The following is a 16,281-nucleotide window of genomic DNA, read 5'->3' as shown; positions in this document are numbered from 1 at the left end:
GTCCATCTTCGGAGATTCCCATGGAAAAGCGTCAAGAACTCTACGCCGGCAAGGCCAAGTCGGTTTACCTCACCGATGACCCGGATCGCCTGGTGCTCACCTTCCGCGATGACACCAGCGCCTTCGATGGCAAGAAGAAGGAGGCCCTGGAGCGCAAGGGCATGGTCAACAACCGCTTCAATGCCTTCATCATGGAGAAGCTCCAGGCGGCGGGCATTCCCACCCACTTCGAGACCCTGCTCTCCGACACCGAGTGCGTGGTCAAGAAGCTGGAGATGATTCCGGTGGAGTGCGTGGTGCGCAATATCGCCGCCGGCAGCCTGGTCAAGCGCCTGGGCGTAGAGGAGGGTCAGGCCCTGACGCCGCCCACCTTCGAGCTGTTCCTCAAGAACGACGAGAAGGGCGACCCCATGATCAACGAGTCCCTGGCCGAGACCTTCGGCTGGGCGACCCCCGAGCAGCTGGCCGAGATGAAGGCGCTGACCTTCAAGGTCAACGCGGTGCTCCAGCAGCTGTTCGCCGACGGCGGCATGCTGCTGGTGGACTACAAGCTGGAATTCGGCCTCTTCCACGGCGCGATCGTGCTGGGCGATGAGTTCTCCCCGGACGGTTGCCGCCTGTGGGACGCCGAGACCCGCGAGAAGCTCGACAAGGACCGCTTCCGCCAGGGCCTGGGCGGGGTGATCGAGGCCTACGAGGAAGTGGGCCGTCGGATCGGCGTCGAATTCAGCTGATCCCTGCGCCGCAGCTCAAGATGACGCCCTCCTCGTGAGGGCGTTGTCGTATCTGTGTCCCCCGTATGACCAGCGCAGTCGAATGGCGCAGGGGCGCTGGGGGCAGGGCGGAGCGGGGTTTTTTTGCCAGGGATGGCAAAAGTAGCGCCCAGGGAGGGGTTTACAGCGCCCCGCGACGGCCTGTCCCCAGGGTAGCCCCGGGCCACCGTGCAGAATCCGTGGCGAGGGCATGGTCATTTAGGCGGGGACGATCGCCACCACCTGGAAGCCGTGCCCCGCGGCGCGAAAGCGCACGTCGATATCGCGCAGGCGAACGCCATAGAGGCGCTCGGTGTCGCCCTTGTCGCGGTGGTAGGCGGGGCGCGGGTCCTGGGCCAGCACCTGGCATATCAGCGCGCTCAGCTCGTCGCCGTCGGGGCGGCGGGCCAGCGCCGCCCGGGCCGCCGTATCGAAGTCGACGGCAACCCGGGGCGGCGCCTCGGGGGCGAAGCCGGCGCGGGCCTCGGGGCGCGCCTCGGCCCAGGGCAGGTAGGGCTTGATATCCAGCACCGGGGTGCCGCTGACCAGGTCGCAGCCGGCCAGGCGCAGGCGCACCCCATTCCGGGTCTCGATGCCCGTGAGCTCCACCAGGGAGAGCCCCAGACGGTTGGGGCGATGGGTGCTGCGGCTGGCGAAGACCCCCACCTTGGCATTGCCCCCCAGGCGCGGCGGACGCACCAGGGGCGTCCAGCGCTCGGGGCTCTGGTGGAAGACGAAGGTCAGCCAGAGGTGGCTGAAGGCGTCCAGGCCCCTCACCGCCAGGGGGTCGGCATAGGCGCCCGCCAGCACCAGCTCGGCGCGGGCCGCCGGGGCCAGGCCCGGCTGGCGCGGAATGCCGAACTTGTCCGGGTAGTCGCTCTCAATATGGCCGATGGCTTCCAGGGCAAAGGCCTCGTTCGCCGGCACGGTGGTCATGCCCTAACGGGCCTCCCAGGTCTCGGTCAGGCGCATCGACAGGTCGATGGCCTCCACGCCCTTGGTCAGGGCGCCGCTGGAGATGCAGTCGACGCCGGTTTCGGCGATGGCGCGCAGGGTGGTTTCGTCTACATTGCCCGAGGCCTCCAGGGTGGCACGGCCGGCGGTGCGGGTCACCGCCTCGCGCAGGTCATCGAGGCCGAAGTTGTCGAGCATGACGATATCGGCGCCCGCCGCCAGGGCCTGGTCCAGCTCGTCGAAGGTCTCCACCTCCACCTCCACCGGCAGGTCACTGGCGATATCCCGGGCCTCCCTGACCGCCGCGGCGATCCCGCCGCAGGCGGCAATATGGTTCTCCTTGATCAGGAAGGCATCATAGAGGCCGATGCGATGGTTATGGCCGCCGCCGCAGGTCACCGCGTATTTCTGGGCCAGGCGCAGTCCCGGCAGGGTCTTGCGGGTATCCAGCAGACGAACCCCGGTGCCCTGCAACAGGTCCACATAGTGGCGGGTGCGGGTGGCGGTGGCGGAGAGGGTCTGCAGCAGGTTGAGCGCCGCCCGCTCGCCGGTGAGCAGGACGCGGGCCGGGCCTTCCAGTTCAAGGAAGACGCTGTCCGCCGCCAGGCGATCGCCGTCGGCGGCGTGCCAGGTCAGGCGGACCCGCGCATCGAGGCGGCGGAAGATCTCGTCGACCCAGGCCACGCCACACAGCACGCAGGCCTCCCGGGTCAGTACCCGGGCCTTGGCCCACTGCTGGGCGGGGATCAGCTCGGCGGTGATATCGCCGGGGCCGACGTCCTCCGCCAGCAGCCGGGCGGCGGCGTCGCGGATCTCTTCGGCGAGGGCGTGATGGTAATGCATGGGGCCTGGCTCCGGGCTGGTGAGGGGATATGCCATACTGGCCGCCATTATAGGGAATCGAGGACGGGGGAGGCGAGATGATCGAACAGGGCTGGTGGCAAGCGGCGCGGCGGGTGGCCTCGCCCAACCACAATGCACGGCCGTCGGAGGAGGTCTCGGCGGTGGTGCTGCACTCCATCAGCCTGCCGCCGGGGGAATTCGGTGGCGAGCACATAGAGCGCCTCTTCACCAACCGCCTGGACCCGGAGGCCCACCCCTTCTTCGCCGAGATCGCCCACCTGCGGGTTTCGGCGCACCTGCTGATCCGCCGCGACGGCGAGGCGGTGCAGTTCGTGCCCTTCGAGCGGCGTGCCTGGCATGCCGGCCGCTCGTGCTGGTTCGACGGGCGGCGCTGGCGGGGCGAGCTCAACGACTTCACGGTGGGCATCGAGCTGGAGGGGGATGAGGTCTCTCCCTATCGGGAGGCCCAGTATCGCACCCTGGCCCGGGTACTCGCCGACCTCCGCCGTGCCTATCCCGAGATCACTTCGCGGCGCCTGACCAGTCATGCGCGCATCGCGCCCCTGCGCAAGACCGACCCGGGCCCGGCCTTCGACTGGGCCTACCTGCGACGCTGTCTGAGCGAGACGATCCTGTAGCTCGGCTACATGGCATTGCGCCTTGGTCTAGGCTGTCCGGGAGGGGGCGTAACGCCTTGTGCTGCAGTGCGATAACGTATGTGGAAAAAATTTCCATGTTCGTTGTCATTGGCAGAAGCCAGCGTTTGCGGTATCTTCATGCCGGAATTCATGCGTCATCGACGCCGGTCTGTAAAAAACCTACAGCCTACCTTTTCCGGAGATGCGGCCCACCAGAAGGCCGCGCCCGCACTGAAGAGCGCCACACGCCCCTCGACCCCCGGGTGAGGGCAGACTGACAAAAAATCTTCATTTGGAGAGACGTCTATGAGTCTGGAGGCAAGAGAAGATCTTGATCCGGTCGAAACCCAGGAGTGGTTGGAATCCCTGGAGTCCGTACTGGATCGCGAGGGCGAAGATCGCGCCCAATACCTGCTGAGCAACCTGGCCGACCGCCTGCGTCGCGATGGCATGCAGGTACCCTTCTCGGTGACGACCCCCCACCGCAACAGCATCCCGGTGCACCGCGAGGCGCGCATGCCCGGCGATCTGTTCATGGAGCGGCGTATTCGCTCTTTGATCCGCTACAACGCCATCGCCCAGGTGATCCGCAACAACCGGGCGAACCCGGGCGTGGGCGGCCATATCGCCAGCTTCATGTCGGCGGCGACCCTCTATGATGTGGGCTTCAACCACTTCTTCCGCGCCCCCAACGGCGACTTCGAAGGCGACCTGATCTACATCCAGGGTCACGTGGCGCCGGGCATCTATGCCCGTGCCTTCCTGGAGGGGCGCCTCTCCGAGGCGCAGATGGACAAGTTCCGCCAGGAAGTGGATGGCGATGGCCTCTCCTCCTATCCGCACCCCTGGCTGATGCCGGACTTCTGGCAGTTCCCCACCGTCTCCATGGGCCTGGGGCCGATTCAGGCCATTTATCAGGCCCACGTCATGAAGTACCTGCACTCCCGCGAAATGAAGGACATGCATGATCGCAAGATCTGGTGCTTCATGGGCGACGGCGAGTGTGACGAGCCGGAATCCCTGGGCGCCATCCACCTGGCGAGCCGCGAGAAGCTCGACAACCTGATCTTCGTCATCAACTGCAACCTGCAGCGTCTCGACGGTCCGGTGCGCGGCAACTCGCGGATCATGGACGAGCTGGAAGGCGTCTTCCGCGGCGCCGGCTGGAACGTCCAGAAGGTCGTCTGGGGCCGCTTCTGGGATCCGCTCTTCGAGCAGGACAAGAAGGGCATGCTGCAGAAGCGCATGGACGAGGCGGTCGACGGCGACTACCAGAACTACAAGGCCAACGGCGGTGCCTATACCCGCGAGCACTTCTTCGGCAAGTACCCGGAGACCGCGGAGCTGGTCAAGGACATGTCCGACGAGGACATCTGGCGCCTCAACCGCGGCGGCCACGACCCCTACAAGGTCTATGCGGCCTACCACGAGGCGGTCAACAACGCCAACGGGCGCCCCACCGTGATCCTGGCCCACACCGTCAAGGGCTACGGCATGGGCGGCGGCGATGGCGAGGCGGCCAACGAGTCCCACCAGCTCAAGAGCATGGAGTACGAGGCCCTCAAGCGTTTCCGCGACCGCTTCGGCATCCCCATCTCCGACGAGCAGCTCAAGGACGTGCCGTACTACAAGCCGGCGGATGACTCCCCGGAGATGAAGTACATGCACCTGCAGCGCGAGCGCCTGGGCGGCTACCTGCCCCAGCGGCGCAGCGACTTCCAGGCACTGGAGATCCCGTCCCTGGAGGACAAGACCTTCGCCTCCCAGACCGGCGGCTCCAAGGGCCGCGAGGTCTCCACCACCATGGCCTTCGTGCGTATCCTCAACGGCCTGGTGAAGGACAAGAAGATCGGCAAGCAGGTGGTGCCGATCATCCCCGACGAGGCGCGCACCTTCGGCATGGAGGGCATGTTCCGCCAGCTCGGTATCTACACCTCCGAGGGGCAGAAGTACGAGCCGGTGGACAAGGGACAGATCATGTTCTACCGGGAGGACAAGAAGGGCCAGATCCTCGAGGAGGGCATCTCCGAGGCCGGCGCCATGTCCGCCTGGATCGCCGCCGCCACCTCCTACTCGAACAACAACCTGACGCTGCTGCCGTTCTACGTCTACTACTCGATGTTCGGCTTCCAGCGCATCGGCGACCTGGCCTGGGCCGCCGGTGACCTCCAGGCCCGCGGTTTCCTGGTCGGCGGCACCGCCGGTCGCACCACCCTCAACGGCGAGGGCCTGCAGCACCAGGATGGTCACGGTCATATCCTGGCCTCCACCATCCCCAACTGCCGCAGCTACGACCCCACCTATGCCCACGAGGTGGCGGTGATCGTCCAGGATGGCCTGAAGCGCATGTTCGCCGACAAGGAGAACTGCTTCTACTACCTGGCGGTGATGAACGAGAACTACGAGCATCCGGAGCTTGAGACCGTCCCGGCCGAGGACATCATCAAGGGCATGTACCTGCTGCGCGAGACCGAAGGCAAGAAGGGTCGCGTTCAGCTGCTGGGGTCCGGCACCATCCTCCGCGAGGTCGAGGCCGCCGCCGAGATGCTCGCCGAGGAGTGGGGCATCGGCGCCGACATCTGGAGCGTCACCAGCTTCAACGAGCTGCGTCGTGAGGCCCTGGAAGTGGACCGTCAGGCCTTCCTGCACCCGGAAGACGAGCCCGGCAAGCCGCATGTCACGCGCTGCCTGGAAGGTCGCGAGGGCCCGGCCATCGCCTCCACCGACTACATGAAGCTGTTCGCCGACCAGGTGCGTGCCTGGGTGCCCACCGACTACACCGTGCTGGGGACCGACGGCTACGGGCGTTCCGATACCCGCGAGAAGCTGCGTCACTTCTTCGAGGTCGACCGCTACTTCGTTACCGTGGCCGCGCTCAAGGCGCTGGCCGACCGGGGCGAGCTGGACCGCAAGGTGGTCAGCGAAGCGATCAAGAAGTACGGCATCGACCCGAGCAAGCCCAACCCCTTGTCGGTGTGAGCCGTTGACCAGCTAGCAGCAGGCGCCGGCCGGTGCGTCCGGCGCCTCCCCAGACGGGAGGCGGCGCCTGCGGCACGCAAGATTCGAGAGGAGCGCGACCTTGAGTAGCGAAATCATCAAAGTCCCCGACATCGGCGGAAGCGAAGGTGTCGAAATCATCGAGATCGCGGTGTCCGAAGGTGATGTGATCGAGGCCGAAGACACCCTGATTACCCTGGAATCCGACAAGGCCAGCATGGACGTGCCGTCCCCCAAGGGCGGCAAGGTCGTGAAGGTCCTGGTCAAGGAGGGCGACAGCGTCTCCGAGGGCGATGCGATCCTCGAGCTGGAAGCCGAGGGTGGCGGCGACGCCGAGCCCGCGCCGGCCCCGGCCGAGCCGCAGGCATCCGCCCCCGAGGTGCCGGCCGCCGAGGAGACCCCGCCCGCGGCCAAGCCGGCCGGTGGCAAGCAGGTCGTGGAGATCCGGGTCCCTGACCTGGGCGGTTCCGCGGATGTGGAAATCATCGAGGTGGCGGTGGCCGAAGGCGAGGAGATCGCCGAAGAAGATACCCTGATCACCCTGGAGTCCGACAAGGCCTCCATGGACGTGCCCAGTCCCCATGGCGGCAAGCTGGTCAGCCTGGCCGTCAAGGTCGGCGACAGCGTCTCCGAGGGCGACCTGATCGGTAGCATCGAGATCGAAGGCGCCGCCGAGGAGGCCGCTCCGGCTCCCCAGCAGCAGGCTGCCCCGGCCCAGGAGAGCGCCCCGGCGCCCGCCGAGCCGGCCCCGGCCGCCAGCGGCGAGCCCCAGCGCAAGGAGATCCGGGTCCCCGACCTGTCCGGCTCCAGCGATGTGCCGGTGATCGAGGTCGCCGTGGCGGTGGGTGACGAGGTGGACGAGGAAGATCCCCTGGTCACCCTGGAGTCCGACAAGGCCTCCATGGACGTGCCGAGCCCCTACAAGGGCAAGCTCGTCGAGCTGTCGGTGAAGGAGGGTGACACCCTCAGCGAAGGCGACCTGATCGGCATCATCGAGACCGCCGGCGCTCCCGCCGCCGAGCCTGCCAAGCCGGCCGCCCCGGCACCGCAGGCCGCCGCCGAGCCCGCCAAGGCGGCGTCCGCCGAGAAGCCCGCGGCCCCCGCGGCGGGTCTGGCCGCCGGCCAGCCCGCCACCGGCCAGGCCCGCGACGGCAAGCGCGTGCATGCCGGCCCGGCGGTACGCCTGCTGGCCCGTGAGCTGGGCGTCGACCTGACCCAGGTGACCCCCAGCGGGCCCAAGGGGCGGATCCTCAAGGAGGATCTCCACGGCTACGTCAAGCAGGTGATCGCCAACCAGGGCAAGGCCCAGGCCGCGGCCCCCGCCGCTGCGGGTGCCGGCATTCCGCCGATCCCCGATCAGGACTTCAGCCAGTTCGGCGAGATCGAAGAGAAGCCGATGGGTCGCCTGATGAAGATGGGCGCCACCAACCTGCATCGCAGCTGGCTCAACGTGCCCCACGTCACTCAGTTCGACGAGGCGGACATCAGCGAGCTGGAGGCCTTCCGCAAGTCCATGAAGGCCGAGGCGGAGGCCCAGGGCGCCAAGCTCACGCCGCTGCCCTTCCTGATCAAGGCCTGTGCCTTCGCGCTGCGCAAGTACCCGCAGTTCAACGTCAGCCTGAAGAGCGACGGCGAGACCCTGGTGCACAAGAAGTACGTGCATATCGGCATCGCCGTGGACACCCCGGATGGCCTGATGGTGCCGGTGGTCCGCGACGCCGACAAGAAGTCGCTGATCGAGCTGGCCAAGGAGACCGTGGAGCTGGCCGGCAAGGCCCAGTCGAAGAAGCTCAAGCGCGAGGAGATGACCGGTGGCTGCTTCACCATCTCCAGCCTGGGCTCCATCGGCGGCACCGCCTTCACGCCCATCGTCAACGCCCCGGAGGTCGCCATCCTCGGTGTCTCCAAGGCGCAGATGAAGCCGGTGTGGAATGGTAGCGAGTTCGCGCCGCGGCTGATGATGCCGCTGTCGCTCTCCTACGACCACCGGGCGGTCAATGGCGCCGATGCGGCGCGCTTCACCGCCTTCCTCGGTCAGCTGCTGACGGATATCCGTCGCCTGCTGCTCTGAGGTCGGACGCGAGTCCCGACAACGGCGCCCGGCGGGCGCCGTTGTCGTTTGTGGTCATGCAAAAGCGACATGGACGATGCCATGGCGTCCAGACCAAAGTGCTATATGGTGCCCAACATCTTGCCATCAAAGGAAAAAATGATTTCTTGACGAGGGGATGCGACGGCTTGCCAGCTTGTGTCGCCGCCGCCGCCCGGGTATCGTCTCCGAATTCCATTTTTTCGATAAAATTTCTCAACTCGTCTCAAGGAGCATGATCGATGCGTCTTATCCTCTTGGGTGCCCCCGGGGCCGGTAAGGGAACCCAGGCTCAGTTCATCTGCGAGCGCTTCAAGATTCCCCAGATCTCGACTGGCGATATGCTGCGCGCCGCGGTCAAGGAAGGCAGCGAGCTGGGCCTCAAGGTCAAGGAGATCATGACCAGCGGTGGCCTGGTCTCCGATGAGATCATCATCGCCCTGGTCAAGGAGCGCATCGCTCAGCCCGACTGCGAGAACGGTTTCCTGTTCGATGGCTTCCCGCGCACCATTCCCCAGGCCGAGGCCATGAAGGAAGCGGCGGTGAAGATCGATCATGTGCTGGAGATCGCCGTCGACGACGAGGAGATCGTCAAGCGCCTGGCGGGTCGCCGTGTGCACCCGGGGTCCGGCCGCGTCTATCACGTGGAGTACAATCCGCCCAAGGAGACCGGCAAGGACGACGTCACCGGCGAGGCGCTGATCCAGCGTGATGACGACCAGGAGTCCACGGTGCGCAACCGCCTGGCGGTCTACCATGACCAGACCGCGCCCCTGGTCGACTACTACCAGCAGTGGGCCAAGCAGGACGCCGCCGCGGCCCCGGCCTACCATCGGGTCGAAGGCGTGGGCAGCGTCGACGATATCACCCGTCAGGTGATCGAGGCCCTGGAGGGCTAACTGGAAGGCTAAGTAAGCCGCCTCCGCGCAGTATTTCACGGGCTCGCCAATGGCGGGCCCGTGTCGTTTTCCCTGCTCCCTTTCCGTGTCGTTTTCCCCATGGATAGGGCGGCGTATAATGCCGCCTCCACCCTTCACCGCCCGTGACCGCCCTATGTCGACCCTGCTGGCCCTGGATGCCTCCTCGAGCGCCTGTTCCGCCGCCCTCTGGCATGATGGCGAGGTGACCGCCCGTTTCGTGGTGGCGCCCCGCGAACACACCCGTCGGCTGCTGCCCATGGCTCGGGAGCTGCTGGCCGAGGCGGGACTGCCGCTGAGCGGCCTGGACGCCGTGGCCTATGGCCGGGGGCCCGGCTCCTTCACCGGGCTGCGTATCGCCGCCGGTGCCGCCCAGGGCCTGGCCTATGGGCTGGAGCGGCCCCTGCTGGGGGTCTCGACCCTGGCGGCCCTGGCTCTGGCCGCCCATCGACGCCTGCATCTGCGCCACGTGCTGCCGGCCCTGGACGCGCGCATGGGCGAGGTCTATGCGGCGGCCTACCACTGTGAGGCGGGGCGGGTCACCCTGATCGGCGAGGAGGCGGTCCTGCCCCCCGAGCGCCTGACCCTGCCGGCGGGGCAGGAGGAGCGCGATTGGGTCGGTGTGGGGTCCGGCTGGGCGCTATGGGAGACCATGCCGGCCACCCTGCAGGCCGGGGTGGGCCAGTGTCTGGTGGACGAGGAGCCCAGTGCCGAGGCCATGGCGCGCCTGGCCGCCGAGGCCTTCGCCGCCGGTGAGGGCGAGGCCCCCCATCGGGTGCAGCCGGTCTATCTGCGCGATCAGGTGGCCTGGAAGAAGAGTCGATGAGCCCGGCCGAGGCCTTGCCGAGCCTGGCGGTGGAAGAGGCCGCCCTGGCCGAACGCCTGGGCTTGCCCCAGGGTGAACGGGCGGCCCTGGTGCTGCGCCGGGAGGCGGGGCGGCTGGTGCTGGCCGGCGACCCCAGGGCCTATGGCAAGCCGCTGGCGGTGGACTTCCTGGCCGGCAAGGCGGCCCATCGCCGCCAGTTCGGCGGCGGTCGCGGGCAGCTGGTGGCCAAGGCCTGCGGCCTCGGCAAGGGGGTGACCCCGCATATCGTCGATGCCACCGCGGGGCTCGGCCGTGACGCCTTCGTCCTGGCGAGCCTCGGCGCCGAGGTGCTGCTGATCGAGCGGGTGGCGGCCATCGCCGCCCTGCTCGAGGATGGCCTGGCCCGGGCCGCCGGCGACCCGGAGGTGGGCGAGATCGTCGCGCGGATGCGCCTGGCCCGGGCCGATGCCGGCCGGGAGCTGGCGGCGATCCTGGCGGCGGCGAACTTCCCTCCCCAGGTGATTCACCTGGATCCGATGTTTCCCCATCGCGACAAGTCGGCGCTGGTCAAGAAGGAGATGCGGCTGTTTCGCGAGCTCGCCGGCGACGACGCGGACGCGCCGCGACTACTGGAGGCGGCCCTGGATACGGCCACCCACCGGGTGGTGGTGAAGCGGCCGCGCAAGGCGCCGCCCATCGCCGGCCCGGCCCCCCAGCATGTACTGGAGGGCAAGACCAGTCGCTATGATCTGTATGTCCATCGGGCCCTGAAGCCCTAGTCGTAACCAACGACGGTACATAGCTTCACGAATTCCGGGGCTACTCTGGCGGCAGGCACTCCACAAAGACGCTGTGAACCCCTCCCTGGGCGCTCGACTTTTTCATCCCTGAAAAAGACGCTTTGCTTCGGCCTGCCCCCAGCGCCCCTCGCCATTTCAGTTAAGCCAGTTTAGCGTTCCTCTACGAGACTTCCTCCCCAGCCTCGGCCAGCAGCATCAGCCGCTGGCGCAGGGCCGGGTCGAAGAGCTCCTGGGCGTGTCGGGCGGCCTCCTGCAGGGTGGCGCCATAGTGGACCCGGTCGTCGTCGCGCCATACCCAGCCCTCCGCCTCCAGCCCCTCGAGCAGGGCGGCGAAGAGGCTGGCGTCGAAGAATTCCGGGGCCGGCAGGCCGGAGAGCAGCGCCAGGCGCTCGGCGAGCTGACGCCCCTGGTCGGCCAGGGCCTGGGGGGTGGCCTGGCCACTGGGTTGGCGCAACAGCACCGTCAGTAGCAGGAAACCCCGGGCCAGGAAGGGCTCCACCAGGGCGCCGAGCTGATCCAGGGCGGCCTGGTCGGGCAGTGCCCGGGGGCGTCGCCAGCCAGCGTCCGTCGCCTCCAGTAGCCCCAACGCCGTCAGCTGGCCCAGTTGCTCGGTGATCGCCGTCGTCAGGTCCTCGGGGGGCGTGATGGCCAGCTCCCGGACCAGCAGCGGCCAGATCGGGCTCAAGCCCCGCGCAAGGCTGGAGGCGTCGTGGCGTGAGGTGTTGCGAAAGGCGAAGGCCACCAGGCCCGGCAGGGCGAAGCCGTGCAGCACATTGTTGCGATACCAGCCCAGGAGCGTGGCCTGATCGGCATCGGCCACCACCAGCTCGCCGAGCGCCTGGGGCCGCCGCTGGATCAGGCCCAGCCGCTCGGTGTGATCGATCCAGTCGGCGGGGCTGCCCTCGGGAGGCGCCAGGGGCTCACCGGGACGTCCCTGACCGAGGCGGGCCAGCAGGCGTAGCTGGTGTTCCAGCTGGGGCGTCTCGATGACCCGCTGCGGCGTGGCCAGCATGGCCAGGGCCACCAGGTTGCTGGCATTGAGACGGACGGCGGCATTGATGCGGCGGGAGAGCGCCTGTCCCAGGGTCGGCAAGACCTGCTTCAGCCAGGCCGGGCGTCCCTGGGGGACGGCCCGGCGCCATTCGGGGGCGTGCTCGTCCAGCCAGGCATCGAGGATCAGCGGCTCACCGAAGGCCACCGTCACCTGGCCGAAGGGCTCGCGCAGGCGCTTGAGAGTGCCGAGCAGGGCCAGCGGTGATTCCTTGCGCTTCTTCTCCCCGGCCAGCTCGCGGCGGTAGCTGGCATTCTCCATCACCCGCTCATAGCCGAAGTAGACCGGTACGAAGGCCAGTGGCCGGGGGCGCCGTTGTTCGTGGATCAGCCGTGCCTGGGAGCGCAGGCTCATGGCCAGCATGCCGGGGCGTGGCGCGAGCTGCCGGCCGCTACGCGAGCGGCCGCCCTCGATGAAGTATTCCAGGGCGTGGCCATGGGCGAGCAGGCGATGCAGGTAGGCATCGAAGACCGCCGCATAGAGTCGGTTGTCGCGGAAGCTGCGGCGCATGAAGAAGGCGCCGCCACGACGCAGCAGGGGGCCCACGACCGGCATGTCGAGGTTGCGACCGGCGGCAATATGGGGCGGCATCAGCCCCTGGTGGTAGAGCACATAGGAGAGCAGCAGGTAGTCGATATGGCTGCGGTGGCAGGGCACATAGACCAGGGTGTGGTCGCCGGCCAGGGCCTTGACCGATTCGATGCCGGTGATCTCGACGCCATCGTATAGCCGCGTCCAGAGGCGCTTGAGCAGCTGGTCCATGAAGCGCAGCACCGGATAGGACATATTGGAGGCGATCTCGCGACCATAGCGCTGGGCCCGGCGGGTCAGTCGTGAGCGGGACTGTTCCTGGGCGCCGGCCGCCTCGTCGATGGCCCGGCGCACCTCGGGGCTGGCCACCACGCTCTCGATCAGGGTGCGGCGGTGGGAGAGGTCGGGACCCAGCACCCGGGTTCGCACCCGGCGAAAGTGGACCCGCAGCAGCCGACCCGCCTTGCGGGAGGTCAGTTCGGGGCGGGTCGGGTCATGCAGCTCGTCGAGGCGCAGGGGGGCGCCGAAGACCACCTCGACGCTCCTGCCGTTGACCCCTACCGCCAACAGGCGCCGCAACCGCCCGGTCAGGGCCCAGCTATCCGCCGCCAGCAGCTTCCAGAAGCCGAAGCGCTTGCCGGGGGCGCGGCCCCAGAAGATGCTGACCGGCACGAGCTGAGGGGCGGCCCCTGGCGACGCTTCCAGGCGTTGTGCCAGGGCCACCAGGGGCGAGGGCGAGCGACGGCGTCGCCACGGCCGGCGGCGCGCCTCGGGAAGCGTCAGGATGGCCGGGGAGCCCAGGGAGGCATCGAGGGGCAACCCATGGCGGCGACACAGGCTCTCCAGCAGCAGGCGGTCGCTCAGGGCCCGGTGTGGCAGCACATAGAGGGTAGGACGCTCGGGGTCGAGGGCCAGGGTATCGGGAGCCGGGTCGCAATGACGAACCTCGACCCAGGCGTCGAGCAGACGACGTAGTAGCGCGTGGAGGGGACGCCAGGCCATTCCATTGCCTTCGAGTTCGGGGGTGCCGCACTATTATACGCAGGCGGATCGGAGAAAGGAGAGGCGCATGCGGGGAGTCTGGCGGGACGGCAATCGCTTTACCCTGCTTCCGGAGGCGAGCCAGTTCCTGCCGGCGATGTTGGAGGCCCTGGAGACGGCCGAGTCCTGGGTACTGGTGGAGCTCTATCTGATGGAGTCGGGGCGCCTCAGCGATGCGGTGATCGAGGCCCTGGGGCGTGCCGCGGGTCGCGGCGTCAGGGTGCTGTTGATGCTCGACGGCTACGGTGCCATGGGGTTGGCCGAGGCGGATCGGCGGCGCCTCGTCGGGCTCGGCGTGGCGCTGCGCTTCTTCAATCCCCTGGGGTTTCACCTGCCGTTGGCGCGCAACCTGACCCGGGATCATCGCAAGCTGGTGGTCGTGGACGGCCGCGTCGCCTTTACCGGTGGCTTCGGCGCCGTGGATGACTTCCTCCAGGCCTGGTACGAGGTGGCGGTGCGTATCGAGGGACCGGTGGTGGCAGACTGGGTGCGACTCTTCTCGCGTCTCTGGGATTCTTCCCTGACCCGTGGGCCGGGGGAGGCGGCCCTGGTGCGCGGCCTGCGCCTGGCCCTGGCGGATGATGACGGCTACCAGGGCATGCGTGGTCGGGTGGTCTGGGGCCAGGGGTATCGCTACCAGGCGATTCGTCGCTCCCTGCATCAGCGGGTGCGGCGGGCGCGCCGGCGGCTATGGATCTGCACCCCCTATTTCGTGCCCACCCTGGGGTTGCGGATTCGCCTCGCCCTGGCCGCCCGGCGCGGCGTGGACGTGCGCCTGCTGCTGCCCGGCGAGGCCCATGATCATCCCGGGGTGCGCTATGCCGGCCAGCGTTTCTATGGTCGCCTGTTGCGGGCGGGCATCCGCATCTTCGAGTTCCAGCCCTCCTTTATCCATGCCAAGTTCTGCCTGGTGGACGACTGGAGCTCCATCGGCTCCTGCAACTTCGATCACTGGAGCCTGCACTGGAACCTGGAGGCGAATCAGGAGATCGACGATCCGCGTTTCGCGCGGGAGGTGGCGGCGCTGTTCGAGCGCAACTTCGATGCCAGTCACGAGATTCACGCCGCTGCCTGGCGGCGGCGCCCCCGTTGGCAGCGTCTCAAGGAGTGGCTCTTCGGCACCCTGGATGGCTGGCTAACCCGGTTGCGTTAACCCGGCTTTGCCGGGAGCCGACTGGACTTCGTCCGGAGCAGGACAGAGCCATCGGGCAAGGCGGGCGAGCGATTTCGCCGGGCTGCCGACGCGCAGCGAGCCGGGTAGCGCAAATCGACAGGGATGTCGATTTTGGGCCGGCGAGAGGGACCTCGGTCCGGCCCGTGCGCGTCAGCCGGCTAGCGTAGCGTCGGGGTTTCGGCCCGGAGGTGAGCGAGCCGCCTTGCCCGATGGCTCCCCGGCTTAGCGCTTGCCCGATGGCTCCCCGGCTTAGCGCTTGCGCTTTGCGCCCTTGCCCTGGCTTTTGCCGCCCTTGGCGCCGGCGGGGCGCTTGCGTTGGGGGCTGGGCTTGGGCTTCTCCGGTGGCACCCGATAGAGCAGGTAGAGGTCCAGCACCAGCTCCGGCAACTGGGCCACCAGCTCTTCCAGCTGGCTGGGGCTGCCGGCCAGCTCGGCCATGTCCGGCTCGTCGTCGAAGAGCCCGGAGAGCGCCATGAACGGCAGCAGCAGGGCCGCGGCGCTCTCCTCGTCGCCCTCGAACCAGGCCGTCTCGTCGAGGAACACCGCCTCCATGAAACCGGCGCACCAGTCGCCGATGGGGGTCTCCTCCGGGGGCATGCCGTCCAGGGTCAGCTCGAACAGCAGCTCCGGCAGCAGGCCCTGCTCCAGGGCCTCGATGGCGTTATGGCGCAGCTGCTCCAGCAGGGCCAGGACCCGCTCCCGCTCGGCGTCATCGGCGAAGTCGGGCTCGCCCTGGAACAGCTCGGCCACCCAGGTGGCGGCGGGCACCTCCCGCGGCGCCACCGCCAGGGCCACCAGGTAGCCATGGGTGCCGATCAGGTCCAGGGCGTCGGGCCCGACCCGCTCCGAGTCGAAGAAATCGTCCAGGTAGTCCAGGGCATCGTCGTCGAGCAGGGGCTGGGGCAGGGGAGTCTCGGACATGGGGCTCTCGCTTGAGAAAGTCGCTGGGGGCCGGGGCAGTGGTCAGGTCTGGGCGCGCTGGACGCCGTTCATCTGGCCCGGCATTCTAGCACCCATGCTTACCCCCGCGCTGCCCACGCCCTCCGCCGATTGCCTCGCCACCCTGGATGCCGGCGAACTCGAGGCCTGCCTGTACCGCCAGGTGGAGGCGGCCTGGCGGCTCTGTCGCGAGGTCCATCCGCACTTGCCTCGCCCCCGAATCTGGTGCGACCTGCGCGGCAAGAGCGCGGGCCAGGCCCACTTCGGTCGCGGCGGCCTGCGCTTCAATCCCGTCCTGCTGGACGAGAATCGCCACCCCTTCCTGGCCGAAGTGGTGCCCCACGAGATGGCCCATTGGCTGGTCTGGCATCTCGACGAGGGACCCAGACTGCGTCCCCATGGCCGGGAGTGGCGTCAGGTGATGCGCGAGCTTTTCGGCCTGGAACCCCACACCACCCACCGCTTCGATGTGGGGCGCGCCAGCCCCATGCCCTTCGCCTATCGCTGTGCCTGCCGGGCGCACTATTTTTCCCCACGGCGCCATGCCCTGGCGCGTCGCGGACAGCGCTATCGTTGTCGACATTGTGCTCAGACCTTGGTCTATACGCCCGATGAAGTGGCAAAAAAATAAAAATAAGCTATTGTTATTTAAAAGGAAATTGTTGCTACCAATGTCTAAAGGGCGGCCCGCCATCACGCGGTATATGCTGGGCCTGTCTTTCAGGGTCGGCCAGCATCAATAACAACCGG

13 protein-coding genes are annotated in these 16,281 nt (G+C 67.9%); 9 read left to right on the top strand and 4 right to left on the bottom strand.

Annotated features, from left to right (window positions below):
- The first annotated feature begins 20 nt into the window (after positions 1-20).
- Positions 21-734, top strand: a complete 714-nt coding sequence (gene purC, locus IHD13_RS04025) for a phosphoribosylaminoimidazolesuccinocarboxamide synthase (protein ID WP_195859750.1) — start codon at positions 21-23, stop codon at positions 732-734.
- Positions 735-971: 237 nt separating this feature from the next.
- Here purC and tsaA read toward each other — a convergent pair whose 3' ends face one another.
- Positions 972-1,688: a tRNA (N6-threonylcarbamoyladenosine(37)-N6)-methyltransferase TrmO gene (gene tsaA, locus IHD13_RS04020; RefSeq protein ID WP_195859749.1), complete on the bottom strand. Its 717-nt coding sequence runs from the start codon at positions 1,686-1,688 to the stop codon at positions 972-974.
- Between the two features lie 3 nt (positions 1,689-1,691).
- Complete coding sequence (gene nadC, locus IHD13_RS04015; RefSeq protein WP_195859748.1) at positions 1,692-2,549, bottom strand: carboxylating nicotinate-nucleotide diphosphorylase; 858 nt, start codon at positions 2,547-2,549, stop codon at positions 1,692-1,694.
- 77 nt (positions 2,550-2,626) lie between these two features.
- Between nadC and ampD the strand changes: the two genes are divergently transcribed.
- The 6 genes from ampD to IHD13_RS03985 all read left to right on the top strand — a co-directional run bounded on the left by ampD (position 2,627) and on the right by IHD13_RS03985 (position 10,774).
- Positions 2,627-3,187 (top strand): 1,6-anhydro-N-acetylmuramyl-L-alanine amidase AmpD, encoded by a 561-nt coding sequence (gene ampD, locus IHD13_RS04010; RefSeq protein ID WP_195859747.1) that lies wholly within the window; start codon positions 2,627-2,629, stop codon positions 3,185-3,187.
- A gap of 306 nt (positions 3,188-3,493) precedes the next feature.
- Positions 3,494-6,166 (top strand): pyruvate dehydrogenase (acetyl-transferring), homodimeric type, encoded by a 2,673-nt coding sequence (gene aceE, locus IHD13_RS04005; protein ID WP_195859746.1) that lies wholly within the window; start codon positions 3,494-3,496, stop codon positions 6,164-6,166.
- A gap of 100 nt (positions 6,167-6,266) precedes the next feature.
- Positions 6,267-8,255 carry a dihydrolipoyllysine-residue acetyltransferase gene (gene aceF, locus IHD13_RS04000; RefSeq protein WP_195859745.1) on the top strand — a complete coding sequence of 663 codons (1,989 nt, stop codon included), beginning with the start codon at positions 6,267-6,269 and terminating at the stop codon, positions 8,253-8,255.
- 260 nt (positions 8,256-8,515) lie between these two features.
- Entirely contained in the window at positions 8,516-9,172 is a 657-nt protein-coding gene (gene adk, locus IHD13_RS03995; protein ID WP_195859744.1) for an adenylate kinase, read from the top strand.
- Between the two features lie 154 nt (positions 9,173-9,326).
- Complete coding sequence (tsaB, locus tag IHD13_RS03990) at positions 9,327-10,016, top strand: tRNA (adenosine(37)-N6)-threonylcarbamoyltransferase complex dimerization subunit type 1 TsaB (RefSeq protein ID WP_195859743.1); 690 nt, start codon at positions 9,327-9,329, stop codon at positions 10,014-10,016.
- The gene (locus IHD13_RS03985) at positions 10,013-10,774 is read left to right on the top strand and encodes a class I SAM-dependent methyltransferase (protein WP_195859742.1); all 762 of its coding nucleotides are present in this window, start codon (positions 10,013-10,015) and stop codon (positions 10,772-10,774) included. The genes tsaB and IHD13_RS03985 overlap by 4 nt, the downstream gene beginning before the upstream one ends.
- A 181-nt stretch (positions 10,775-10,955) precedes the next feature.
- Here the strand turns inward: IHD13_RS03985 and plsB are convergent, their stop codons facing one another.
- Complete coding sequence (gene plsB, locus IHD13_RS03980; RefSeq protein WP_195859741.1) at positions 10,956-13,379, bottom strand: glycerol-3-phosphate 1-O-acyltransferase PlsB; 2,424 nt, start codon at positions 13,377-13,379, stop codon at positions 10,956-10,958.
- 67 nt (positions 13,380-13,446) lie between these two features.
- On the opposite strand from plsB, the gene IHD13_RS03975 reads away from it, so the two are divergent.
- Positions 13,447-14,571, top strand: a complete 1,125-nt coding sequence (locus tag IHD13_RS03975; RefSeq protein ID WP_195859740.1) for a phospholipase D-like domain-containing protein — start codon at positions 13,447-13,449, stop codon at positions 14,569-14,571.
- Between the two features lie 270 nt (positions 14,572-14,841).
- On the opposite strand, the gene IHD13_RS03970 is transcribed toward IHD13_RS03975, so the two are convergent.
- Positions 14,842-15,513: a YecA/YgfB family protein gene (locus tag IHD13_RS03970; protein WP_195859739.1), complete on the bottom strand. Its 672-nt coding sequence runs from the start codon at positions 15,511-15,513 to the stop codon at positions 14,842-14,844.
- Between the two features lie 94 nt (positions 15,514-15,607).
- Here IHD13_RS03970 and IHD13_RS03965 point away from each other — a divergent pair, with 94 nt between their 5' ends.
- Complete coding sequence (locus tag IHD13_RS03965) at positions 15,608-16,162, top strand: SprT family zinc-dependent metalloprotease (RefSeq protein WP_195859738.1); 555 nt, start codon at positions 15,608-15,610, stop codon at positions 16,160-16,162.
- Positions 16,163-16,281 lie beyond the last annotated feature (119 nt).

The sequence above is a fragment of the Halomonas sp. 328 genome, assembly GCF_015645095.1.
Classification (GTDB): Bacteria; Pseudomonadota; Gammaproteobacteria; order Pseudomonadales; family Halomonadaceae; genus Bisbaumannia.
This window is presented reverse-complemented; position numbering and strand designations above follow the sequence as displayed.